Source organism: Streptomyces sp. NPDC005811, from assembly GCF_040630405.1.
In the GTDB taxonomy this organism is placed as follows: domain Bacteria; phylum Actinomycetota; class Actinomycetes; order Streptomycetales; family Streptomycetaceae; genus Streptomyces.
The window spans coordinates 182019-203493 of record NZ_JBEXXK010000016.1; the positions used below are offsets into that span (position 1 = coordinate 182019).

General features: G+C 70.7%; 20 protein-coding genes, 1 pseudogene and 1 riboswitch. Of the genes and pseudogenes, 5 read left to right on the plus strand and 16 right to left on the minus strand.

Annotation, left to right across the window (positions count from 1 at the left end; translation table 11 throughout):
- Positions 1 to 86: 86 nt before the first annotated feature.
- The 3 genes from ABZ490_RS19420 to ABZ490_RS19430 all read right to left on the minus strand — a co-directional run bounded on the left by ABZ490_RS19420 (position 87) and on the right by ABZ490_RS19430 (position 1799).
- Positions 87 to 1256 (minus strand): cysteine desulfurase family protein, encoded by a 1170-nt coding sequence (locus tag ABZ490_RS19420; protein WP_358991346.1) that lies wholly within the window; start codon positions 1254 to 1256, stop codon positions 87 to 89.
- A gap of 69 nt (positions 1257 to 1325) precedes the next feature.
- A complete protein-coding gene (locus ABZ490_RS19425) occupies positions 1326 to 1604 on the minus strand; it encodes a DUF4190 domain-containing protein (protein WP_358991349.1) in 279 nt (92 codons plus the stop codon).
- A gap of 30 nt (positions 1605 to 1634) precedes the next feature.
- Entirely contained in the window at positions 1635 to 1799 is a 165-nt protein-coding gene (locus ABZ490_RS19430) for a hypothetical protein (RefSeq protein WP_358991351.1), read from the minus strand.
- Positions 1800 to 1932: 133 nt separating this feature from the next.
- On the opposite strand from ABZ490_RS19430, the gene ABZ490_RS19435 reads away from it, so the two are divergent.
- Positions 1933 to 2574 carry a TetR family transcriptional regulator gene (locus ABZ490_RS19435; protein ID WP_358991354.1) on the plus strand — a complete coding sequence of 214 codons (642 nt, stop codon included), beginning with the start codon at positions 1933 to 1935 and terminating at the stop codon, positions 2572 to 2574.
- A 96-nt stretch (positions 2575 to 2670) separates the two neighbouring features.
- Here ABZ490_RS19435 and ABZ490_RS19440 read toward each other — a convergent pair whose 3' ends face one another.
- Together ABZ490_RS19440 and ABZ490_RS19445 are read right to left on the minus strand one after the other, a co-directional pair.
- Positions 2671 to 3039 carry a hypothetical protein gene (locus ABZ490_RS19440; RefSeq protein WP_358991357.1) on the minus strand — a complete coding sequence of 123 codons (369 nt, stop codon included), beginning with the start codon at positions 3037 to 3039 and terminating at the stop codon, positions 2671 to 2673.
- A 116-nt stretch (positions 3040 to 3155) separates the two neighbouring features.
- Positions 3156 to 4163 carry a YafY family protein gene (locus tag ABZ490_RS19445; protein WP_358991360.1) on the minus strand — a complete coding sequence of 336 codons (1008 nt, stop codon included), beginning with the start codon at positions 4161 to 4163 and terminating at the stop codon, positions 3156 to 3158.
- A 111-nt stretch (positions 4164 to 4274) separates the two neighbouring features.
- Between ABZ490_RS19445 and ABZ490_RS19450 the strand changes: the two genes are divergently transcribed.
- Complete coding sequence (locus ABZ490_RS19450) at positions 4275 to 4856, plus strand: TIGR03086 family metal-binding protein (protein ID WP_358991363.1); 582 nt, start codon at positions 4275 to 4277, stop codon at positions 4854 to 4856.
- Positions 4857 to 4938: 82 nt separating this feature from the next.
- Here the strand turns inward: ABZ490_RS19450 and ABZ490_RS19455 are convergent, their stop codons facing one another.
- Positions 4939 to 5799, minus strand: a complete 861-nt coding sequence (locus ABZ490_RS19455; protein WP_358991366.1) for a thioesterase family protein — start codon at positions 5797 to 5799, stop codon at positions 4939 to 4941.
- A gap of 126 nt (positions 5800 to 5925) precedes the next feature.
- On the opposite strand from ABZ490_RS19455, the gene ABZ490_RS19460 reads away from it, so the two are divergent.
- A complete protein-coding gene (locus ABZ490_RS19460; RefSeq protein ID WP_358991369.1) occupies positions 5926 to 7221 on the plus strand; it encodes an alpha/beta hydrolase-fold protein in 1296 nt (431 codons plus the stop codon).
- Here the strand turns inward: ABZ490_RS19460 and ABZ490_RS19465 are convergent.
- The 10 genes and pseudogenes from ABZ490_RS19465 to ABZ490_RS19510 all read right to left on the minus strand — a co-directional run bounded on the left by ABZ490_RS19465 (position 7130) and on the right by ABZ490_RS19510 (position 19300).
- Positions 7130 to 7786: a trimeric intracellular cation channel family protein gene (locus tag ABZ490_RS19465; RefSeq protein WP_358991372.1), complete on the minus strand. Its 657-nt coding sequence runs from the start codon at positions 7784 to 7786 to the stop codon at positions 7130 to 7132. The two genes, ABZ490_RS19460 and ABZ490_RS19465, sit on opposite strands and share 92 nt — an antisense overlap.
- Before the next feature lie 56 nt (positions 7787 to 7842).
- Positions 7843 to 9234, minus strand: coding sequence for a M1 family metallopeptidase (locus tag ABZ490_RS19470; protein WP_358991375.1), 1392 nt, complete (start codon positions 9232 to 9234; stop codon positions 7843 to 7845).
- Positions 9235 to 10151: 917 nt separating this feature from the next.
- Positions 10152 to 11294, minus strand: a pseudogene (locus tag ABZ490_RS19475) (dipeptide ABC transporter ATP-binding protein); the annotation flags it as partial.
- A gap of 14 nt (positions 11295 to 11308) precedes the next feature.
- Entirely contained in the window at positions 11309 to 12406 is a 1098-nt protein-coding gene (locus ABZ490_RS19480; protein WP_358991378.1) for an ABC transporter ATP-binding protein, read from the minus strand.
- Positions 12403 to 13401, minus strand: coding sequence for an ABC transporter permease (locus ABZ490_RS19485; RefSeq protein ID WP_358991381.1), 999 nt, complete (start codon positions 13399 to 13401; stop codon positions 12403 to 12405). Before ABZ490_RS19485 ends, ABZ490_RS19480 begins: the two co-directional genes overlap by 4 nt.
- A gap of 109 nt (positions 13402 to 13510) precedes the next feature.
- Positions 13511 to 15313 carry an ABC transporter substrate-binding protein gene (locus tag ABZ490_RS19490; RefSeq protein ID WP_358991384.1) on the minus strand — a complete coding sequence of 601 codons (1803 nt, stop codon included), beginning with the start codon at positions 15311 to 15313 and terminating at the stop codon, positions 13511 to 13513.
- Between the two features lie 121 nt (positions 15314 to 15434).
- Positions 15435 to 16442, minus strand: coding sequence for an ABC transporter permease (locus tag ABZ490_RS19495; RefSeq protein WP_358991387.1), 1008 nt, complete (start codon positions 16440 to 16442; stop codon positions 15435 to 15437).
- Positions 16443 to 16761: 319 nt separating this feature from the next.
- Positions 16762 to 17559: an enhanced serine sensitivity protein SseB C-terminal domain-containing protein gene (locus tag ABZ490_RS19500; RefSeq protein WP_358991390.1), complete on the minus strand. Its 798-nt coding sequence runs from the start codon at positions 17557 to 17559 to the stop codon at positions 16762 to 16764.
- 160 nt (positions 17560 to 17719) lie between these two features.
- Entirely contained in the window at positions 17720 to 18520 is an 801-nt protein-coding gene (locus ABZ490_RS19505; RefSeq protein ID WP_358991392.1) for an enhanced serine sensitivity protein SseB, read from the minus strand.
- A gap of 90 nt (positions 18521 to 18610) precedes the next feature.
- Complete coding sequence (locus ABZ490_RS19510; RefSeq protein ID WP_358991395.1) at positions 18611 to 19300, minus strand: AAA family ATPase; 690 nt, start codon at positions 19298 to 19300, stop codon at positions 18611 to 18613.
- Positions 19301 to 19480: 180 nt separating this feature from the next.
- A riboswitch (glycine riboswitch) is annotated at positions 19481 to 19581 on the plus strand.
- A 161-nt stretch (positions 19582 to 19742) separates the two neighbouring features.
- On the opposite strand from ABZ490_RS19510, the gene gcvT reads away from it, so the two are divergent.
- Positions 19743 to 20861: a glycine cleavage system aminomethyltransferase GcvT gene (gene gcvT, locus ABZ490_RS19515; RefSeq protein WP_358991398.1), complete on the plus strand. Its 1119-nt coding sequence runs from the start codon at positions 19743 to 19745 to the stop codon at positions 20859 to 20861.
- A 108-nt stretch (positions 20862 to 20969) separates the two neighbouring features.
- On the plus strand, positions 20970 to 21347 hold the full coding sequence (gene gcvH / locus ABZ490_RS19520) for a glycine cleavage system protein GcvH (RefSeq protein ID WP_358991401.1): 378 nt from the start codon (positions 20970 to 20972) through the stop codon (positions 21345 to 21347).
- Positions 21348 to 21475: the final 128 nt, after the last annotated feature.

Genomic DNA, 21475 nt, shown 5'->3' on the forward strand with positions numbered 1-21475 from the left:
TGTCGACACCTAGTCACCATATTGACAGGTGACCGCTAGCTGCCGCCCAGATTCCTGTCGAGTGTCGACACTAAAGGCACGGCGGATTACGTCAGTCCCGCCGCCCGGGCCCGTTCCACCACCGGCCCGATGACCTTGACGAGCGCCTCCACATCGGCCTCGGTGCTGGTGTGCCCGAGGGAGAACCGCAGGGTGCCGCGGGCCAGGTCGGGGTCGGTGCCGGTGGCGAGCAGCACATGGCTGGGCTGGGCGACGCCGGCCGTGCAGGCGGAGCCGGTGGAGCACTCGATGCCCTGGGCGTCGAGCAGCAGGAGCAGGGAGTCGCCCTCGCAGCCCGGGAAGGTGAAGTGCGCGTTGGCCGGCAGCCGTCCGCCCGGCGCCGGGTCGCCGCCGAGGATCGCGTCCGGGACGGCCGTACGGACCGCGGCGACCAGGGAGTCGCGCAGGGCGCCGATCTCCCGCGCGAACCACTCGCGCTGTTCGGCGGCGAGGCGGCCGGCGACGGCGAAGGAGGCGACGGCGGGGACGTCGAGGGTGCCGGAGCGCACGTGCCGCTCCTGGCCGCCGCCGTGCAGGACGGGGACGGGGGTGTACTCACGGCCCAGGAGCAGGGCGCCGATGCCGTACGGGCCGCCGATCTTGTGGCCGGAGACGGTCATCGCGGCGAGTCCGGAGGCCGCGAAGTCGACCGGGACCTGACCGAAGGCCTGGACGGCGTCGGCGTGCAGCGGGACACCGAACTCGGCTGCGACGTCGGCGAGTTCGCGGACCGGCATGACCGTGCCGATCTCGTTGTTCGCCCACATGACGGTGGCGAGGGCGACGTCGTCCGGGTCGCGGGCGATGGCCTCGCGCAGGGTGTCGGGGTGGACCCGGCCGTACCCGTCGACGGGGAGGTACTCGATCCGGGCGCCCTCGTGCTCGCCGAGCCAGTGCACGGCGTCGAGGACCGCGTGGTGCTCGACGGGGCTGGCCAGCACCCGGGTGCGGGCCGGGTCGGCGTCACGGCGGGACCAGTACAGGCCCTTGACGGCGAGGTTGTCGGCCTCGGTGCCGCCGGAGGTGAACACGACCTCGCTGGGGCGGGCGCCGAGCGCCTCCGCGAGGGTCTCGCGGGCCTCCTCGACCGTCCGTCTCGCCCGACGGCCGGATGCGTGGAGGGAGGAGGCATTGCCGGTGATGCTCAGGTGCACGCTGAGTGCCTCGACCGCCTCCGGGAGCATCGGGGTGGTCGCGGCGTGGTCGAGGTATGCCATGGTGGCCACGATTCTACGGGGCGCCGTGGCGGGACCTCGTGTCCAGGTCGGCCGAGGGTGCGGCCGGTGCTAGAAGCCCCAGGACACCGACGCGTCCGCCTGCATGAACGCGAGCAGGACCAGCAGGTCGGCGACGCCGAGCGCGAGACCCAGCCAGGCCCGGCCGGGGCGGGCGGTGCCGCGGATCAGGGCCACCGAGGCGAGGACGATCGCGAGGGGGCCGAGGAAGAGGTTCAGGACCAGCAGGCCCAGCAGACCGAGGACGAAGGACGCGACGGCCATGCCGTCGGTGTCGCGGACGCCGGCGCCCCGGGGGGCGCGGCCGGTGGCCGGTGCGGTGAGGTTCATGTCGGTTCAGCTCCTGTCGGGCGGTGCCGGTCAGCGGGTCGAGGCGCGGCGGCGGGCGTGCCGCTCGCGCAGCGCGAAGACGCCGAGCCAGACGGCGATCACGGCGGCGATGGCGAGCGAGAAGTCGAGCGGCGCGTGGGCCACGGTGCCCATGACGACACCGAGCAGCAACAGGGCGGCCACGAGGAACAGCATGGGATCGGATCCCCCTCCGTGAAGTCCGGGTGAACATTTCAGTGAACAGTTGTGGTTACAGTTGTTCACTGACTTTGAGTCTACCGCGCTCCGCGGCTTTCCAATTCCGGAGAACAGTTGTTAACTGGATGATATGAGTCACACCGTCGGCATCCGGCAGGCCCAGAAGCAGAAGACCCGGCAGGCGCTCCTGGACGCCGCGCTCGCCCTGTTGGAGGAGCAGAGCCTGAGCAGCCTGGGCCTGCGCGAGGTCACCCGGGCCGTCGGGGTCGCCCCCACCGCGTTCTACCGGCACTTCCGCTCCACCGCGGATCTCGGCGTCGCCCTGGTCGAGGAGGCGCTGGGGAGTCTGCACCCGATGATCCGGACCACGGTGACCGCCGCCGAGACGAGCGACGAGCGCATCACCCGCGCCGTGGAGCTGATAGAGGGGTACGTGACCGCGCACTCGGCGCATGTCCGGTTCATCGCCCGGGAGCGGCACGGCGGGGTCCAGCCGGTGCGCGAGGCGATCCGGGAGCAACTCGGCCGCTTCGCCGAGGAGGTCCGGGACGAACTGGCCGAGGACTCCGAGGCGGAGGGCTGGAACGACGACGACCTGCTGATGCTGTCGCACCTGTACGTGGACCAGATGCTCATCACGGCCTCGCTGTTCCTGGAGGCGCTGGAGGCGGCGCCGGAGGAGCGGGAGCGGGTAGCGGCGCGGGCGACCCGTCAGATGCGGCTCATCAGCATCGGCCGCCACCACTGGCACGACCGGTCCCCGGGCACCTGAGCCCGGCGTACCCGAGCCCCGCACACGGCGGGGCGGCGCACCCGTGTACGGATGCGCCGCCCTGTCGTGCCTGTGCCGTACGGACCCGACGGGCCGTCAGCCCTGCTGCTGGGCCTGCTGGCCCTGGCCGCCCTGCTGACCGCCGCCGGGGCCGCCGCAGCCGCCGCCCTGACCGCCGCCGGGGCCGCCCTGGCCGCCGCCGGGCGCGCCGCTCGGCATGCCGGAGGGGACACCGGTGGGCGTGCCCGTCGGCTGCCCGGAGGCGGCACCGGACGGGGCGCCGGACGGGGCGCCCGAGGGGGCGCCGCTCGGAGCGGCCCCGGTCGGCATGCCGGACGGGGCCTGGCAGTTCTGGCTCTGGCCGGAACTGCCGCTGGAGGAGGAGTCGCCGGAACCGCAGGCGACCAGGGCGAGGGGCGAGAGCGCCAACAGGGCCACCGCCGGGACGAGACGCACACGCTTCATGAGAGACAGCTCCAAGCACGATGAGGGAGTCCTGAGATGCGGGCACTCAACCAACGGCGGCTGAGGCTTCCTTGGGCCCGCTCTGTCCGCTGCCTGTCAATGAGGTAAAGCGCACCTCAAGAAACCGGGCTGACCTGCGAATTCACCATGGGTGACCCATCAGTACGCTGGTACAGCTCCGTGACAGAAGCCGCCGCGGCCCGCAGTTCCTCGCGCACCTCCGGCGGGGCGAGGACCTCCACCCGGTCGGAGAACGCGAGGAGTTGGCGGGCGGCGGGGACGGACGGGTACGACAGCCGTGCGGTCACCCAGCCCTCCCCGTGGCCCTCGCCCCCGGGGAGTTCGACGAGCGCCGGTGCGTTCATGCGCAGGAACATGTCGAGCCGTTCGCGCCGGACCCGGACGGTGACCTCGACCCCGGCCGGACGCTCCTCCACCTGACGGCGCAGCACCTCCCAGGCGTCGGCGAGTTCGACACCCGGCCGCCGTCGTACGGGGTCGTCCAGCACGGTCGCCGAGCGCACCCGGTCGGCGCGGAACAGCCGGGGCTTCCCGCGCCGGTCGGCGACCAGGTACCAGACGCCCGCCTTGGCGACGAGGCCGTAGGGGTCGACGGTGTGGGTGGTGGGGCCGGGATCGCCGCTGTGGCGGTAGCGCAGCCGCAGCCGCCGGTCGGTGAAGACGGCGTCCTGGAGGGTGTCGAGGTCGACGGCCGGCTGGGGGCCGCCCTTCCAGCGGGTGGCGTCGACCAGGATGCGGCGGCTGGTCACCTCGGCGGCGGGGCGGTGCGGGGCGGGCAGCGCGGCCATGACCTTGCGCAGGGCGGAGCCGAGGGCCGCGTCCAGGCCGAGGGCGGCGTGCGCGCCCTGGGCGGCCAGGATGAACAGGGCGCGGGACTCGTCGGCGGTCAGGCCGGTGACGTCCGTGCGGAACCCGGGGAGCAGTTCGATGCCGCCGTGCCGTCCGCGTTCGGCGTAGACGGGGACGCCGGAGGCGGACAGGGCCTCGATGTCCCGGTAGATCGTGCGCACGGACACTTCGAGGCGTTCGGCGAGTTCGGGGGCGGGGACCCGGCCGCGGGTCTGCAGGAGCAGCAGGATCGACAGGAGACGGTCGGACTTCACGGCCCCAGGTTCCCCCGTCCGGGGCGGCCGGACAAATGCTGACGGCGGATGTCAGGTTATGGGTCCAGTATCCGGGTCGTGTCCACCGAGGAACCGAGGAAAGGCCCGACCATGAACCCGACCGACCCCCGCCCCGTCTACACCCGCGCGACCGAGCAGGCCGCCGCGCTGATCCGGACGGTACGGCCCGAGCAGCTCGCCGGTCCGACCCCGTGCGCCGAGTTCGACGTACGGACGCTGCTGAGCCACATCGTCGGCGGCACCCGGCGGATCGCGATCGTCGGCGAGGGCGGCGACGGGCTCGCCGAACCGGCGTTCGTCGAGGGCGTCGCGGACGACGGCTGGGCGGAGGCCTACGACGAGGTCAGGACCCGGGCCGTCAAGGCCTGGGAGAGCGAGGACCGGATGGCGGCGCCGGTGCGGGTGCCGTGGGGCGAGGTCCCCGGGGACGCGGCCCTCGCCGGATACGTGATGGAGATCGTGACCCACACCTGGGACCTCGGCGAGTCCCTCGGCCACCCCGTCGCCCTCGACCCGGAGCTCGCCGAGTTCGCCCTGGCGGCCGGCCACCGCAACCTGCCCGACCCCGAGCGCGACAGCCGCACCCCCTTCGGCCCGGCCCACCCGGCCCCCGAGGACGCGGACGCCTACACCCGCCTGGCAGCCTGGCTGGGCCGCAAGCCGCTCGCCTAGCCGCCCTCGCGGCCAGGCCTCCGGCACCGCCAGATCTGCAACGCCGCCAGTCCTCCTGCGCCGTCAGGCCAATCCGGCGCCGTCAGGCCAGTCTGGCGCGGGCCAGTTGGCGGGACTGGGCCACCAGGCGGTCGGTGCTGTCCCAGACCTCCGCGTCCTCCTCCAGGAAGCCGCCCGCGAGGTTGCGGGTGGTGATGGAGACGCGCAGCGGGCCGGGGGCGGGGCGGCTGCGGACGTGGACGGTGAGTTCGACCGTGGGGACCCAGCCGCTCAGGCCGATCTCGAAGGCGGTCGGCGGGAGGGCGTCGACGGCGAGGAGGAGGGAGAGCGGGTCCGGGTCGCGGCCGTCCTTGAGGCCGAACCAGGCCCGCATCTCGCCCTTGCCGGAGGGCGCGCCGAGGGCCCACCCCAGGGTGGAGGGGTCGAGCTTGAGCATCAGGCGCTCGGTGATCGCGGAGCTGCCGTCCACGGGGGCCGGTCCGTCCTCGGGGCCGAAGCACTGGTCGAGCGGCGGGAACACGGGCGGCTTCGCGGTCGTACGGACGTCGTCCGGCAGGGAGTCCAGGTCGCCGTAGGAGGCGAGGACGCGGATCCGCTCGACCTCGGCGCCGTTCTCGTCGTACTGGAGGAGCGAGGCCTGGCCGGTCGACAGGGTGCGGCCGGTGCGGACCACCTCCGTGCGGACGACCGCCGGGCCCGGCTGGGAGGCGGTGAGGTAGTGGGCCGAGATGGTGAACGGGTCGCGGTGCGGCAGGGCGTCCGCGAGGGCGCGGCCGAGGACGGCGAGCAGATAGCCGCCGTTGACGGCGCTGATGATCGTCCAGCCGGCGGAGAGGTCGATGTCGTAGACGCCCGGGGCGCGCCGGGTGAGCGCGGTGTCGCGGTCGAACTCGCTGTCCCCGATGGTGACCCGCTCGGCCGCCGCGGTAGCTGCTTCTGGCATGGATGAACCGTACAACAGGTAATTACTAAGCAGTAGCTTTTTGGAAAGGTGAGACGCGGGCAATTTCTCGGTAAGTGTCCGTACTCATCCGTAAACCCCGCGCCCCGGCTTCTCCTCTAGGGGGACATGAGCCTCACCGGGACTGCGTTCCTCTACACCCTGATCGTGCTGGCCGTCGTCGCCGTCGCCCTCCCCCTCGTCCTGTGGTCACGGATCGGGGGACCGAGATTCCTGCGGGGCGCGGCCCGGGTGCTGATGCTGGTGTTCGCCCAGGGGACGGCCGTCGCACTGGTCTTCGTCCTGGTCAACAACGCCAACAACCTCTACGACAACTGGTCCGACCTGCTCGGTACGAGCAACCATGTGCAGCAGGCCGCCGACCTCGGCGCCGACGGCACGGGCGGGATCTCGCTGACGCATCTGCCGAGGGTCAGACAGAGGTTCACCCAGGCCCAGGGGGCCGGGATGCACCAGGCCGGCGGGGTCCAGGTCACCCAGCTCCAGGGCCGGGTCTCCGGCGTGAACGCCGAGGTCTACGTCTGGCTGCCCCCGCAGTACCACGAGGCCGCCTACGCCCGGCACCGGTTCCCCGTGGTCGAGGTGCTGCCCGGCTATCCCGGCTCGCCCAAGTCCTGGTTCGGCTCGCTGCGCGCCACCGCCCAGCTGGCACCGCTGATGCGCCAGGGCAAGGTCGCGCCGTTCATCCTGGTGGCACCGCGCACCACCCTGCTGCCGGGCGTGGACACCGGCTGCGCCAACGTGCCCGGCACGGTGAACGCCGACACCTGGCTGAGCATCGACGTACCCCGGATGGTCATGGACAACTTCCGGGCCCAGCCCGCCCCCAAGGGCTGGGCGGTCGCCGGGTACTCGGCCGGGGCGCACTGCGCGATCAAGCTGGCCGTCGCCCACCCCGACCGCTACCGGGCGGCGGTGAGCCTGTCCGGCTACAACGACCCGATCGGCGAGCGGGACTCCCTGGCCGCCCAGGACCCGGCCCTGCGCCGGGCCACCAACCCCTATCTGATGCTCGCCCGCACGGCCGCCCCGCCGGCCGTGGCGCTCTACCTCTCCGGCCAGCCGGGCGACGGCTACGAGGCCGCGCTCGCGCTCCAGAAGGAGGCCAAGGCCCCGACGGCCGTGCACGTGGTCTACATCCCGAAGAGCGCGGGCGGGCACACCATGGCACTGTGGCGGCCGCAGGTGGTGCCGGCGTTCCGGTGGCTGAGCACCCAGCTCGACCAGCACCGGATCAGCGCCCGGCAGGCCGCGGGGGGCACCGGGGACGTGGGGGCTACGGGGACTACGGGGACTACGGGGACTACGGGGACTACTCCTCCCGTACCGTCGACCGGCGGTTCCACGCGCGAGGCGCTCGCCAGTGGAACCGCATCGCGAGCAGCCTCAGGACGAAAGCGGTAGCGGACGCGAAACCGCTGGCCAGCGGGGTGAGGACGTCGTAGCGGATGCAGATCACCACCAGGGTGGCGCCGACGATCGCCGGGACCGCGTACAGGTCGCGGTCCCAGCGCAGCAGCGAGGGCACCTCGTTGGCCAGCACGTCCCGCAGCACACCGCCGCCGACGGCCGTGGTGAGGCCGAGGGCGGCGGACGCGGTCAGGCCGAGGCCGTAGTCGTACGCCTTCGTCGTGCCGGTGACGCAGAACAGACCGAGGCCCGCCGCGTCGAAGACGTTCACGGCCGACTGGATCCGCTCCACCTGCGGGTGGAGGAAGATCACCAGCAGGGCGGCGAACAGCGGGGTGAGGAAGTACCCCAGGTCGGTGAAGGCGGCCGGCGGCACCGCACCGATGATCACGTCCCGGATCAGCCCTCCGCCCAGCGCGGTGGCCTCGGCGAGCACGGCGATGCCGAACACGTCGAAGTTCTTGCGTACGGCCAGCAGCGCGCCGGAGATGGCGAACACGAAGATGCCGACCAGATCGAGCGTGTGCTGGACGGAAGGGCTGAAGATTTGCTGGAACACCCTTACATTGTCACCCGTAAGCCAGGGTGGACCTTACAAACCCAGGCAGTACGGCGTCACAGGGTCGGTTTCCCTGTGGTGAACAGCCAGGTCTGGAAGAGGTCGTCCAGCTGCTGCCCGGAGATCTTCTCGGCGAGGCGGACGAAGTCGTCGGTGTCCGCGTTGCCGTAGCGGTGCAGTTTCGTCCAGGCCGGGAGCAGCTTGAAGAACGCGGTGTCGCCGATCCGCTCGCGCAGGACCTGGAGGGTCATCGCGCCGCGCTGGTAGACGGCGGAGGCGAACATCGTGTCGCGCTGCGGGTCGCCGACGGTGATCTGCCAGAAGGAGGAGTCGGCGGGGCGGGCGTTGTAGCCGGCGAGGAAGGAGTCGTGCGCCGAGCGGGTGCCCTGGTGCTCGGCCCACAGCCACTGGGCGTAGGTGGCGAAGCCCTCGTTCAGCCAGATGTCCTTCCAGTGCGCCACCGACACCGAGTCGCCGAACCACTGGTGGGCCAGCTCGTGCACGATCGTCGACTCGCTGCGCACCGCCGAGTACACCGGCTTGGACTGCACCTCCAGGGAGAACCCGGCCTGGGGCATGTCGTCGACGATCGCGCCGGTCTCCTCGAACGGGTACGGCCCGAAGACCTGCGACCAGTAGTCGGTGGCGGCCGCCGTCACGGCGTAGACGTCGACGTTGTTGCTGTTCGCCAGCACCGGGTCGATGGCGACGTAGATCGGGGTGCCGCCGGGGGTCGTCCCGGTCTTCACGTCGAACTTCCCGATCGTGGCGGTCGCGAGATAGGTGGCCATCGGCTTGGTCTCGCGCCAGTGGGTGTACGTCGAGGTGCCCTTGTCGTACGTCGAGACCAGGCGGCCGTTGGAGACGGCGGTCAGGCCCTGGGGCGCCTTGATCCGGATGTCGTAGGTGGCCTTGTCGGAGGGGTGGTCGCTGGACGGGAACCAGGTGGAGGCGGCGTTGGGCTCACAGGCGACGAAGACGCCGTCGGCGGTCTTCATCCAGCCGTAGTCCGAGCCGAACACGATGGGGCCGCCGAGGGGTTCGGGGACGCCGCCGTAGGTGACGGTGACCTCGAAGGTGGCGCCCTTGCGGAGCGGGCCGCGCGGGGTGACGTGGATCTCGTCGCCGTCGCGGGTGAACTGGGCCCGTCTGCCGTTCACCTCGACCCGGGTGACCTCCAGCTGCTGGAGGTCCAGGTCGAAGGACGAGAGGTGCTGGGTGGCGCGGGCGGTGATCGTCGTACGGCCGTCGAGGCGGTCGGTGTCGGGATCGTAGGCGAGGGAGAGATCGTAGTGGCGGGCGTCGAAGCCGCCGTTGCCGAGCTGGGGGAAGTAGCTGTCGCCGATGCCGTCGGCGCCCGGGGTGGGGGCGGGGGAGGCGGCGATGACGAGAAAAGAGGCCGCCGCGGTCGCGAGGGCCCCTAAACGTGCCGAACGGGAGAGTGCCATGGTCGTCCCTTCGAGCGTGTGCCGATAAGTCGGACACGGACGACTCTGACCTCTCCCGTTCGGGCATGTGCATGACTTTGCCAACTCGTCATGCGCTACTTGTCGGTTGACTCCTGGCCCTCGGACGGCGAGACCTGAGCGGCGGGCGTCCCTGCGGGTTCCGCGGGTTCCGCGGGTTCCTCCGAAGCCTCGCTGCCCTCGGAGGCTTCGGCGCCCTCAGAAACCTCGGAGGCCTCAGCGGCCTCCGGGGTCTCGCCAGCCTCGGAGGTCTCGCCGGCCTCGGAGGCCGCAGTTGCCTCGGAAGCCGCGGGCGCCTCGGAGGTCTCGGAAGCCGCAGGTGCCTCGGAGGTCTCCGGGGCCTCGGTGGCTTCGGAAGCCGCAGATGCCTCGGAGGTCTCGGTGGCCTCGGAAACCGCAGATGCCTCAGAAGCCTCCGGGACCTCGGGAGCCGCAGGCGCTTCAGCCTCCGGGACCTCGGGAGCCGCAGGCGCTTCAGCCTCCGGGGCCTCGGTGGCCTCGGAAACCGCAGATGCCTCGGAGGCCTCCGGGGTCTCGGTGGCCCCGCTGTCCCCGCTGCCCTCGGCAGCCTCGCCGGCCTCGGCCGTCTCGACGCCCTCAGGGATCTGGGGGATCACGGGAGCCTCGGTGGCCTTGGAGAGATCCGCAGCCTCGACCGCCTCAGAGGCCTCAGGGCCCGTGGCTGCCTCAGGAGCCTCGGTGACCTCGGCCGCCTTGGAGGGCTCAGCCGCTTTGGAGGGCTCGGCCGTCTCAGCGGGCTCAGCCGCCTCAGCGGGCTCGGTGCCCTTGGCTGCCTCAGGAGCCTCGGCCGCCTCGGTGGACTCGGGCGCCTCCGCGGCTTCGGGGGCCTCGGTCGGGTTCGGGGTGCCGGAGGTCTCCTTCGAAGTGGCCGTCTCCGTGGCCACCTCCGCCGCCACCGCCGCCGACGTCTCCGCCGACTCGGCGAGTACCTCGTCGGCCACCAGTTCCGCCGCCTCCTTCGCGACCGTCAGCAGGACCGTGTCCTGCGGTGCCTGGTCGGCGAAGTTCTCCGGGTGGTGGCAGGCGACCTGCTGACCGGGGCGCAGCTCCAGCAGCGGCGGCTCGGTGGTCTTGCAGATCTGCGTCGCCTTCCAGCACCGCGTGTGGAAGCGGCAGCCGCTCGGCGGCGAGATCGGCGAGGGGACGTCGCCCTTGAGCAGGATCCGCTCGCTCTTGGCGTTCTTGCGCCGGGGGTCCGGGATCGGCACCGCCGACATCAGCGCCTTGGTGTACGGGTGCATCGGCGACTTGTAGAGCAGGTCGCGGTCGGCCAGCTCCACGATCTTGCCGAGGTACATCACCGCGATCCGGTCCGAGACGTGCCGGACGACCGACAGGTCGTGCGCGATGATCACGTACGTCAGGCCCAGCTCCTGCTGGAGGTCGTCCAGCAGGTTCACCACCTGCGCCTGGATCGAGACGTCCAGCGCGGACACCGGCTCGTCGGCGACGACCAGCTTCGGGTTCAGCGCGAGCGCCCGCGCGATGCCGATGCGCTGGCGCTGACCGCCGGAGAACTCGTGCGGGTAGCGGTTGTAGTGCTCGGGGTTGAGACCGACCACCGACAGCAGCCGCTGCACTTCCTTCTTGATGCCGCCCTCGGGCGTCACGCCCTGGAGCTTGAAGGGAGCGCCGATGATCGTGCCGATGGTGTGGCGCGGGTTCAGCGAGGAGTACGGGTCCTGGAAGATCATCTGCACATCGCGGCGCAGCGGACGCATCCCGCCCACGCCGAGATGCGTGATGTCCTTGCCCTCGAACTCGACCTTGCCGCCGGTCGGTTCGAGGAGCCGGGTGATCAGCCGGCCCATCGTCGACTTGCCGCAGCCGGACTCGCCGACCACACCGAGGGTTTCGCCGGAGCGGACCTCGAAGTCCAGGCCGTCGACCGCGTGCACCGCCCCGACCTGCCGCTGGAGCAGGCCCTTCTTGATCGGGAAGTGCTTCTGCAGCCCGGTGACCTTCAGCAGCACCTCGCCGTCGGTACGACGGCTCTCGCCGGCCTGTGCGGGAATCGTCACCGCTTTCTCGTCACTCACAGCTTCGGCGCAATCTCTTCGGTCCAGATCCGCTCCCGCTGCTCCTTGCCCAGGTGGCAGGCCGCCCAGTGCCGGCTGCCGACCTCGGCGAGCTCGGGCCGGACGGTGCGGGTGACGTTGTCCTTCGGGAGGTCCGCGTACGGGCAGCGCGGGTTGAAGGCGCAGCCGGACGGGATGTTGATCAGGGAGGGCGGGGAGCCCTTGACCGGGATCAGGCGCTCCTGCTGGTCGCGGTCCAGCCGCGGCATCGAGCCGAGCAGACCCCAGGTGTAGGGGTGGCGGGGCTCGTAGAACACCTCTTCGGCCGGTCCGCGCTCGACGCAGCGGCCGCCGTACATCACCAGCAGGTCGTCGGCGAGTTCGGCGACGACGCCCAGGTCGTGGGTGATGACGATGACCGCGGAGCCGAACTCCTTCTGCAGGTCCCGGATGAGGTCCAGGATCTGCGCCTGGACGGTCACGTCCAGGGCGGTCGTCGGCTCGTCCGCGATGAGCAGCTCGGGGTTGTTGACCAGCGACATCGCGATCATCGCGCGCTGGCGCATACCGCCGGAGAACTCGTGCGGGTAGTTGTCGACGCGCTTGTCGGGCTGCGGGATGCCGACCCGGTCGAGCATCTCGATCGCACGGCGGCGCGCGGTCTTCTTGTCGACGTCGTGGTGGATCCGGTACGCCTCCACGATCTGCTGGCCGATCGTGTAGTACGGGTGGAGCGCGGACAGCGGATCCTGGAAGATCATCGCCATCTCGCGGCCGCGCAGCTTGCGGACGTAGTCCGGGTCGGCGCCGAGCAGTTCGGTGCCGTTCAGCCAGATCTCGCCGGAGATCTGCGCCTTGCGCTTGCCGTACTGGCCGGCGGTGTGCAGGCCCATGATGCCGAGCGAGGTCACCGACTTGCCGGAACCGGACTCGCCGACGATCCCGAGGGTCTTGCCCTTCTCCAGCTGGAAGCTGAGCCCGTCGACGGACTTGACCAGGCCGTCGTCGGTGGGGAAGTGCACCTTCAGGTCGCGTACTTCGAGGAAGGCGGAGGGGGCCGGCGAGGTCGAGGTGGGCTCGTTCACGGCCGTTCCGCTCTTGCTGAGTTCGGTCACGTGAGCCTCACTCGGGGGTCGATCACGGCGTACAGGATGTCCACCACGAGGTTGGCGAAGAGGACCGCCAGCGAGGTGACCAGGGTGACGCCCACGATGATGGGCAGGTCCTGGTTGCGGATGGCATCGAGCACGGCCCGGCCGAGACCGGGCAGGTTGAACGTGGACTCGGTGAGGATCGCGCCGCCGATGAGGGCGCCGAGGTCCATGCCGAGCATGGTGAGGATCGGGGTCATCGTCGAGCGCATGGCGTGCTTGCCGATGACGGTCTGTTCCTTGAGGCCCTTCGCGCGGGCGGTGCGGATGTAGTCCTCACCGAGGATCTCCAGCATGGTGGCGCGGGTGATCCGGGCGTACATCGCCGCGTACAGGAACGCGAGGGTGATCCACGGCAGGATCATGGCGCCGAGCCAGCCGGTGAAGCTGTCCTCCAGCGGCACGTACTGGGCGTCGATCCAGTGCAGCCCGAACGCGAAGATCGCGAGGCTGAGCATGCCGGTGAAGTAGATGGGCAGGGAGACGCCCGCGAGGGCGACCACCATCGCGCCGCGGTCCCACAGGGTGCCCCGCTTGAGCGCGGAGAGCACACCCGCGGCGACACCGAAGACCAGCCACAGGAAGGCGGCACCGAGCGCGAGCCCCAGGGTCACCGGGAAGCGGTCGGTGAGCACCGGCCAGACGGCCTGCTCGCTGCGGAAGGAGTAGCCGAAGCACGGGGCGGCGCAGTGAATGGTGTCCCCGCCGCCCGAGTAGGTGCGGCCGGCGAAGATGCCCTTGAAGAACTCCCAGACCTGGGCATAGATCGGGGTGTCCAGGCCCAGCTTCTGCCGCACGCCCTCGACGGCGGCCGGGTCGGCCTGCTTGCCCACGAAGCTCGTGGCGATGTCCACGCCCGCCCACTTGGGGACGAGGAAGAAGATGCCGAAGACCACCATGATGATGACCACGAGCATCACTGCGGCGGCGAACAGCCGCCTGATGAGGTAAGCGAGCACAGCTCTCGGCCCGCCGCGGACCGCGGGCCACCGGAGATTGTCCGGTGGCCCGCGATCACGCCGCGCCGGCCTTCACCTGCCTTTCGTGCCGTTCGGCGGGTGGCCGGGGTTACTTCTTGGGGTTCTTCAGACCGAGGTTCACGAAGTCGTACATACCGCTGTAGTTGTCGGTCGTGTAGACGTTCGCGAGGTTGTCCGAGCGCCAGTTGATGAACTTCTCGAAGACGAAGGGCAGGTAGTACGCGCCCTCCATGACCTTGTGGTTGATCTCCGTGGAGATCTTCTCCTTGCCCGCGTCGTCCAGCGTGGTGACGTAGGAGTCGAAGAGACCGTCGATCGTCTTGTCCTTGATCAGCGAGTAGTTGGAGTTACCGCTGTCGAGGATGTACTTGCTGTCCCACAGGGGGAGACCGAAGCCCTGGACGGTCGGGAAGTCCGGGCCCCAGCCCATGATGATGATGCCGTAGCCCTTCTTCTTCACGTTGGCGGGGCTACCGATGATGCCGGTGGTCTGCGAGCCGTCGTACTGGTCGATCTGCGCGTCGATGCCGATCTTCTTCAGCGACGCCTGGAGCGACTGGGCGGTGGCCACCTCGACCGGCTTGTTGTTGCGGACCGCGATGGTGGTCTTGAAGCCGTTCGGCTGACCGCAGGCCTTCAGGGCCTCCTTGGCCTTGGCCTCGTTGCCCGCCTTGTTGGCACCCGAGATCTCGTACGGGTCGTACTTCTGGCCCTCGGCGCCCGGGACGGACGGCGGGAGCATGTTGGTGCCGATGTCGCCACCGGCCACCGGGCCGCCACGCGCGGTCTGGAGCGACACGTGGTCGGCGCCGTAGATGACGGCCTTGCGGCACTCGACGTTGTCGAACGGCGCCACGCTCTGCGGGAAGGCCGCGTAACGGATGTAGCCGGAGACCGGGTTGTCCAGGTTGGCCTTGTGCTCCTTCAGGGCGGTGGTGCGGCCCTGCGGCGACATGCCGGTCTGGTTGATGTCCAGGTCGAGGTCACCGTTGAGCAGACGCTGGTCGAGCTGGTTGGCGTCCGAGAAGAACGTGACGGTGATCTTGTCCGGGTAGGCCTTGCGGATCGGGTCCGAGGCCTGGCTCCACTTGTCGTTGCGGACCAGCGTCAGTTCCTTGCCCGGGCTGTACGAGGCGAACTTGTACGGGCCGGAGGAGAACGGGTGCAGACCGTACTTCGACTTGGTGTCCTGGTCCTGGCGGACCGGGGAGGCCGAGACCAGGCCCAGGATCTCCTCGAAGTCCGAGTTGGCCTGCGGGAGGTGGAAGACGACGGTCTTGTCGTCCGGCGTGTCGATCGCCTTCAGACCGAGCTTGTCGGCGGAGGAGTCCTTGTAGGGGCCCTTGTACTCGCCCTTGGGGTCGAGGACGTCCTTCAGGTACACGGGGCCGCCGGACAGCACGTCCTGCGCCCACACGCGCTCGATGCCGTACTTGACGTCCTTGGACGTGATCGGCTTGCCGTCCTCCCACGTGACGCCGTCACGCAGGGTGTACGTGTAGGTCTTGCCGTCGTCCGTGACCTTGGCCAGGCCGGTGGCGAGGTCCGGGGTGAGGGTGGCGCCCGCCTTGCCCGGCTCCGTCTTGCCCGTGACCAGCTGGCGGCTGTAGTAGCGCGCGAAGTTCCACATGAAGCCGTAGTAACCGCGCGTGGTGTCCCACGAGTCGGCGTCCTGGGCGCCACCGAACTTCAGCGTGCCGCCCTTCTTGGCCAGGGAGGCCTGGGCGACCTTGTTGTTCGCGGCGTCGAAGCCGGCGGCACCGGTGCTCGAACCCTTGCCGCCGTCGTCGCTTCCGCCACCGCCGCACGCCGCCGTGGTCAGCAGCGCGGCGACCGCGGCGGCAGCGGCAAATGCCTGCTTCCGCCGCCCTGAGGTGCGTTGGGTAGTCACGATCTCGGATCCTCCGGATTGATGAGAGACCCCGTGTCGGTGCCACGGGACGTTTGGGGGTGCGGCAGTCGTGCGGGCTGTACTGCGAGCTGTACTGCGGCGGTTCGGGGGGTACTGCGGTTCAGCGGGACGCCTTCGGGTCCAGCGCGTCCCGGACGCCGTCGCCGAAGAGGTTGAAGGCCAGCACGGTGATGAAGATCGCCACACCCGGGACCACCATGTACATGGGGTCCGACTCGTAGTAGTCGATCGCGCTCGAGAGCATCTGTCCCCAGGAGGCGGTGGGCGGCTTGACGCCGACACCCAGGAAGCTCAGGGCCGCCTCGGTGAGGATGTTGGTGGGGATCATCATCGTCGTGTAGACGACGATGGGGGCGACGAGGTTGGGCAGCAGCTCCTTGAACAGGATGTACAGCCGCCCGGCGCCCAGGGACCGGGCCGCCTCGACGTACTCGCGCTCACGCAGGGAGAGTGTCTGGCCGCGGACCACACGTCCGATGTACGGCCAGCCGAAGAATCCGATGACCAGGATCATCACGAACACCCGCACGCTGGAACCGGTCAGGCCCAGCAGGTCGTTCGGCATGACGGAGACCAGCGCGATGATGAACAGCAGCTGGGGGAAGGCGAGCAGACCGTCCATGACGCGGCTGATGACGGAGTCGATCCAGCCGCCGAAGAAGCCGGCGAGGATGCCGAGGATCGTGCCGAGGACGACGGCGACGACCGCGGACAGGAAGCCGACCAGGAGCGAGATCCGGGCGCCGTAGAGGATGCGGGCGAAGATGTCACGGCCGTTGACCGGCTCGACACCCAGCAGGTGCTCGCCGCTGATGCCGCCGAGGGACCCGGTCGGGGTGCCGAACAGCGGGTCGATGAGGTTCTCGTGGTACTCGTTCGGGTCCTGGTCGAGCAGGCCCGTGATGACCGGGGCGAGCAGCGAGACCACGACGAGCAGAAGCACCACGATGCCGCCGGTCAGGGCGAGCTTGTCCCGCTTCAGGCGCTCCCAGGCGATCCGGCCCAGGGAACGGCCCTGTACGGCCTTGGCGCCGCCGGTGGCGACCGCCGCTTCTTCAGCCGCGCTCGGGGCCGCTTCCGCGGTCGGCTCGTGCAATGGTGCCGTCATCTGGCAGGGACCCCTCTCAACCGGCGGTGACCGGCGCGCACTTGCCGCTTGTAGCGGCATTTTCAGTCCGTCGTACACAGGGACGAAGTCCCCTGGACCGGGAGTCTTCAACGCTTTGGCGATCTGTAGCCAGAGTTGGCGACGAAAGGATGCGTAAACGTGATGCGACCATGGAGGTTCCGTTATCCGGACGCGGGGTAACGGGGGGCGGACGGCGACTTATTCGGACACACCCGACGGAAGCGGTCTGAATCGCCGTCATCTACGCGCGAAGATCAACGGCCGTCAACCCTCAGGAGTCCACAGAGTTGACCAATTCTCAGTACCGGCCGGCGGGCGGGTACCCGTAACCGCCGACGGGAGCCTGCGCCGGTGCGGCCGGAACGTGGGCCTCACGGTCGTAGAACGGGCGCGCGCCGGCCCGCATCCACATCACGACCGGGTCGTGCTCGTCGGTCATGGCCACCGTCGACACCGGCAGCCCGTCCGGTACGGCCCCGATCGACTGCTGCATCATCGCCCGTACGGCGTCCACGGCCGGCGGGGAGGTGTCGTACACGTCGAGCCCGATGGCCAGGTAGGGGGCGCCCAGGGCCGGCTGCACCCAGGCGCGGCGCAGCGCGCGGACCGCCGGGGTGCGGTGGGCGTTCTGCGCGAGCAGGGCGTAGAACTGGGGGATCTCGATGCCGGGTTCGGACAGCCGCAGGGGGCCGGCGGGATGGCGGTCCAGGCCGGTGGCGATCCGGCGCAGGTCCAGCCAGGGGAGGCCGACGCCGCCGCCCGGTGCGTGCGGGTTCAGCCAGAGGCCGTAGTGGTCGGGGTAGAGGGTGCGGGCCACGTCGACCACGTCGACCACCTCGTAGCCGCGGTTCCAGCCGCTCGCCGAGAGCTCCTGGGCGGAGGTGACACAGGGGGCGTAGCCGTGGCCGTCGACCTCCATGTTTCCGTACTGGGCGTCCGGGGAGCCGGCCTGGCCGTGCCACAGGAGCATCCAGACCTGGCCGGAGGCGGGGGTCGCGAGCGCGCGCAGGAGGGCCTCGTAGGCGTCGTAGCGCCCGGGCGTGACCTGGCGCAGCATGTGCTCGACCTGTCCGGTCGCGATGCCGCTGGCGCTCACCTGAACCGCCCCTTCTTCATGAATTGCCCCGCGTCTGTGAACAGCTTAAGCGCCTGCCGCCCCCGGGCCGGTGGTGCGTCGGCGAGTGCGGGTGGGTGGTCACTCTTCGCGCCCCGCGGCGGAGCCGCATATCGATACAGCCCCGCGCCCCTTCAGTGGCTCAGTGGCCCCTCGTATAGAACGGCCGTATGCGATCGCGCATCCACTCCGCCACCGGGTCCTGGGCCATGTCCAGGAGGATCAGGCTGACCGGCCAGTTCGGCGGGGTCGCGCCCATCGCGCGGCCCAGCGCGTCCAGGGGGAGTTCGCGGACCTCGGGGTCCAGGTGGGAGAGTTCGACGCCCACGAACATGACCGGGTCGGCCGTCTCGACGGCGGCGAGGCAGCGGCGGGCCGTGAGGACCACGCCGGTCGCCTCGAACTCGGCGGAGGCCGCGGCGAGGAACTCCATCGGGTCCTCCTGCCAGTCGGGCTCGAAGAGGCGGACCCGGCCGCCGCTCGCGGGTCCGTCCAGCAGCGTGCGGCCGCCGCGGCACAGCTCGGCCACGGCCGCCGGGGGCAGCGGGACGCCGACCGTGCCGTCCGGGTTGATGAGCAGCCCGACCTGCGGGGGCAGCCCGCGGGCGAACTCGACCGCCGGGGCGATCGTGTACGACATGTGCGAACCGGCGGCCTGGTGGAACTGCTCCTCGGAGCTGAACACCGGCACATAGACCTGGCCCTCCAGCTCCAGGGTGGGCAGGTCGAGGGGGCCGCTGTGCGGGCCGCCGCCGTTGGGCAGGGGCACCCAGACGAAGCTGCGCCCGAGCACCTCCACGATCCGCGCGCCGGCGCCGGGCGCGCCGAGGGAGACGGAGAGCACCTCCTCCAGTTCGTTGCCGGGCCATCCGCTGTGGGGATGGGGGTGTGCCTGCGCCGGGAAGTCCGGGGAGACCGGGAAGTCCGCCGGGGGGAAGTCCATCTGCCTACCGCCTGCTGGGAACCGCTGTTGTGGCTGAAAGGCTAGCGGGTGTGCGGGGGCCTTCCCCCGTCCCCGGACGGTCCGGGACGCTCATGCGGTGAACCCGATCCGCTTCAGGGCGTCCGCCGAGTCCCGGTCGAGCAGCACCGCCGAGCCGACCCCCGCGGGCAGCCGGCCCTTCTCCACGGCGCGGACCAGCCGGGCGGCGGTCCTGCGGTGCCGCAGGAAGGCGTACCGCGAGACGCCGCGGCCGCGCTCGCGCTGGCCCTCGATCGCGGTGTCCGGGGTGACGTCGAGCAGGAGCAGGTGCAGGGTGCCGCCCCGACGGCGGGCCTCCCGGGCCAGCCAGTCGCGCACCCAGGTCTGGGTGCCGCAGTCGTGCACGACGACGCCCTCGCCGGTGCGCAGGGCGCGGCGCAGCGCGGCGAAGTGGGCGACGCGGACGAGGGGGCGGTACACGGCGTAGGGCAGGAAGCGGGGGGCGCGGGCGCCGAAGCGGTCGCGGGTGTCCTGGGAGTCGATCGCCGCGCCCTGCACGGCCCGCCGCATCAGCGTGGACTTGCCGCTGCCGGGGAGTCCGGTGACGACGACCAGGTCGCGGGGGCCGAAGAGCAGTCCGTGCGGGCTGTGGCCGGCCCGCTCGCGCAGATCGCGGACCACCGGGACGGTCCGCGGACCGCAGGCCTCCCGGGCCCGGCCCGCGGGCTGTGCGGGCAGTGCGGGCAGCGTGAGCGCCGAGGTGGTCGCGAATGCCGTGGTCCTCGCCGTGGTCCTGTCCACCGTGATCGTCCTCCCCTGGGGTTCGGGTAAGTCCCTCCTCCCCATCGAGCGTAAAGAGAAGGTAATGCGCGGCGCCTCGCCATTTCGTGCGCGTACAGACACAAGCCGGTTACAGATGCGGCCTGCCGCGATCGGGCGTGGGCGTGCAATGATGTCCGCGCCAACTGCATACCGGCCGTTTGAATCCGCGCGGGAGAGTCCCCAGCAGCAGTCTTCGCCGGGGCGCCGAAGGAGCAAGTCCCTCCCTTGAATCTCTCAGGCACCGTTACCGCGCGGGCGAGGCACATCTGAAAAGCGGGCCGCCGTCTTCCGGCTGCCCCACCCAAGGTGCAAGCCGTGCCCCCTCTCGTGGGTCATGGCGAACCTCTCAGGTTCCGATGACAGATGGGGAGGAACGGGCAGGAACGACCTCGCCCGCCATGCCTTGGGAGACGACCGTCCGATGAGCAGTAACCCACCCCGCCGTACCGCGCTCGACGCGCTGCACCGTTCGCTCGGCGCGACCATGACCGACTTCGCCGGCTGGGACATGCCGCTGCGCTACGGCTCCGAGCGCGACGAGCACACCGCCGTGCGGACCCGGGCCGGGCTCTTCGACCTCTCGCACATGGGCGAGATCACGGTGAGCGGGCCGCAGGCCGCCGCGCTGCTGAACCACGCGCTGGTGGGCGACCTCGCCTCCGTCGGCGTCGGCCGCGCCCGCTACACCATGATCTGCCGGGAGGACGGCGGCATCCTGGACGACCTGATCGTGTACCGGCTCGCCGGGACCGAGTTCCTGGTCGTCGCCAACGCCTCCAACGCCCAGGTGGTGCTGGACGCGCTGGTGGAGCGGTCCGCCGGCTTCGACGCCGAGGTCCGCGACGACCGGGACGCCTACGCGCTGATCGCCGTCCAGGGTCCGGAGTCGCCGGGCATCCTGAAGTCGCTCACCGACGCCGACCTCGACGGCCTGAAGTACTACGCGGGCCTGCCCGGCACGGTCGCCGGGGTCCCCGCGCTGATCGCGCGCACCGGCTACACCGGCGAGGACGGCTTCGAGCTGTTCGTGCGTCCGGAGCACGCCGTGGAGCTGTGGCAGGCGCTGACCGGGGCCGGCGAGGGCGTCGGACTGGTCCCCTGCGGTCTGTCCTGCCGGGACACCCTGCGCCTGGAGGCGGGCATGCCGCTGTACGGGCATGAGCTGAGCACGTCGCTGACGCCCTTCGACGCCGGACTCGGCCGGGTCGTGAAGTTCGCGAAGGAGGGCGACTTCGTGGGGCGCACGGCCCTGGAGGCGGCGGCCGAACGGGCCGTGTCGGCCCCTCCGCGGGTCCTGGTCGGCCTGGTCTCCGAGGGCCGCCGGATCCCGCGCGCCGGGTACTCCGTCGTCGCCGGCGGCGAGGTGATCGGCGAGGTCACCTCCGGCGCCCCCTCCCCCACCCTGGGCAAGCCCGTCGCGATGGCCTACGTCGACGCCGCGCACGCCGCACCGGGCACCGAGGGCATCGGTGTGGACATCCGCGGCAGCCACGAGCCGTACGAGGTCGTGGCCCTGCCGTTCTACAAGCGCCAGAAGTAGCGACCGACCCCGCCCGGCGCGTGACCCTGCGCACATATGCGCTGCTCACGCCCGCGCCGAGCGGTCCCCCTTCATCAGCACTCCCTCGCGTACAGGAGAATTCAGGCCATGAGCAACCCCCAGCAGCTGCGCTACAGCAAGGAGCACGAGTGGCTGTCGGCCGCCGAGGACGGCGTCTCGACGGTGGGCATCACCGAGCACGCGGCCAACGCGCTCGGCGATGTCGTCTTCGTGGAGCTCCCGGAGGTCGGCGCCACGGTCACCGCGGGCGGGTCCTGCGGTGAGCTGGAGTCGACCAAGTCGGTCAGCGAGCTGTACTCGCCGGTCGACGGCGAGATCGTCGAGGTCAACCAGGACGTCGTCGACGACCCGTCGCTGGTGAACTCCGCCCCCTTCGAGGGCGGGTGGCTGTTCAAGGTACGCGTCGCGGGCGAGCAGGAGGAGCTGCTGTCCGCCGACGAGTACACCGCCTACACCGCCGGCTGAGGATGACCGTCCAGATGACTGTTCTGAACACCCCCCTGCACGAGCTCGACCCGGAGATCGCGGCCGCGGTCGACGCCGAGCTGCACCGCCAGCAGTCCACGCTCGAGATGATCGCGTCGGAGAACTTC

Bases quoted from the DNA above. Each gene is read 5' to 3' on its own strand.
- ABZ490_RS19420 (WP_358991346.1), bottom strand. From the start codon at position 1,256: ATGGCATACCTCGACCACGCCGCGACCACCCCGATGCTCCCGGAGGCG.
- ABZ490_RS19425 (WP_358991349.1), bottom strand. From the start codon at position 1,604: ATGAACCTCACCGCACCGGCCACCGGCCGCGCCCCCCGGGGCGCCGGC.
- ABZ490_RS19430 (WP_358991351.1), bottom strand. From the start codon at position 1,799: ATGCTGTTCCTCGTGGCCGCCCTGTTGCTGCTCGGTGTCGTCATGGGC.
- ABZ490_RS19435 (WP_358991354.1), top strand. From the start codon at position 1,933: ATGAGTCACACCGTCGGCATCCGGCAGGCCCAGAAGCAGAAGACCCGG.
- ABZ490_RS19440 (WP_358991357.1), bottom strand. From the start codon at position 3,039: ATGAAGCGTGTGCGTCTCGTCCCGGCGGTGGCCCTGTTGGCGCTCTCG.
- ABZ490_RS19450 (WP_358991363.1), top strand. From the start codon at position 4,275: ATGAACCCGACCGACCCCCGCCCCGTCTACACCCGCGCGACCGAGCAG.
- ABZ490_RS19455 (WP_358991366.1), bottom strand. From the start codon at position 5,799: ATGCCAGAAGCAGCTACCGCGGCGGCCGAGCGGGTCACCATCGGGGAC.
- ABZ490_RS19460 (WP_358991369.1), top strand. From the start codon at position 5,926: ATGAGCCTCACCGGGACTGCGTTCCTCTACACCCTGATCGTGCTGGCC.
- ABZ490_RS19470 (WP_358991375.1), bottom strand. From the start codon at position 9,234: ATGGCACTCTCCCGTTCGGCACGTTTAGGGGCCCTCGCGACCGCGGCG.
- ABZ490_RS19495 (WP_358991387.1), bottom strand. From the start codon at position 16,442: ATGACGGCACCATTGCACGAGCCGACCGCGGAAGCGGCCCCGAGCGCG.
- ABZ490_RS19505 (WP_358991392.1), bottom strand. From the start codon at position 18,520: ATGGACTTCCCCCCGGCGGACTTCCCGGTCTCCCCGGACTTCCCGGCG.
- gcvT (WP_358991398.1), top strand. From the start codon at position 19,743: ATGAGCAGTAACCCACCCCGCCGTACCGCGCTCGACGCGCTGCACCGT.
- gcvH (WP_358991401.1), top strand. From the start codon at position 20,970: ATGAGCAACCCCCAGCAGCTGCGCTACAGCAAGGAGCACGAGTGGCTG.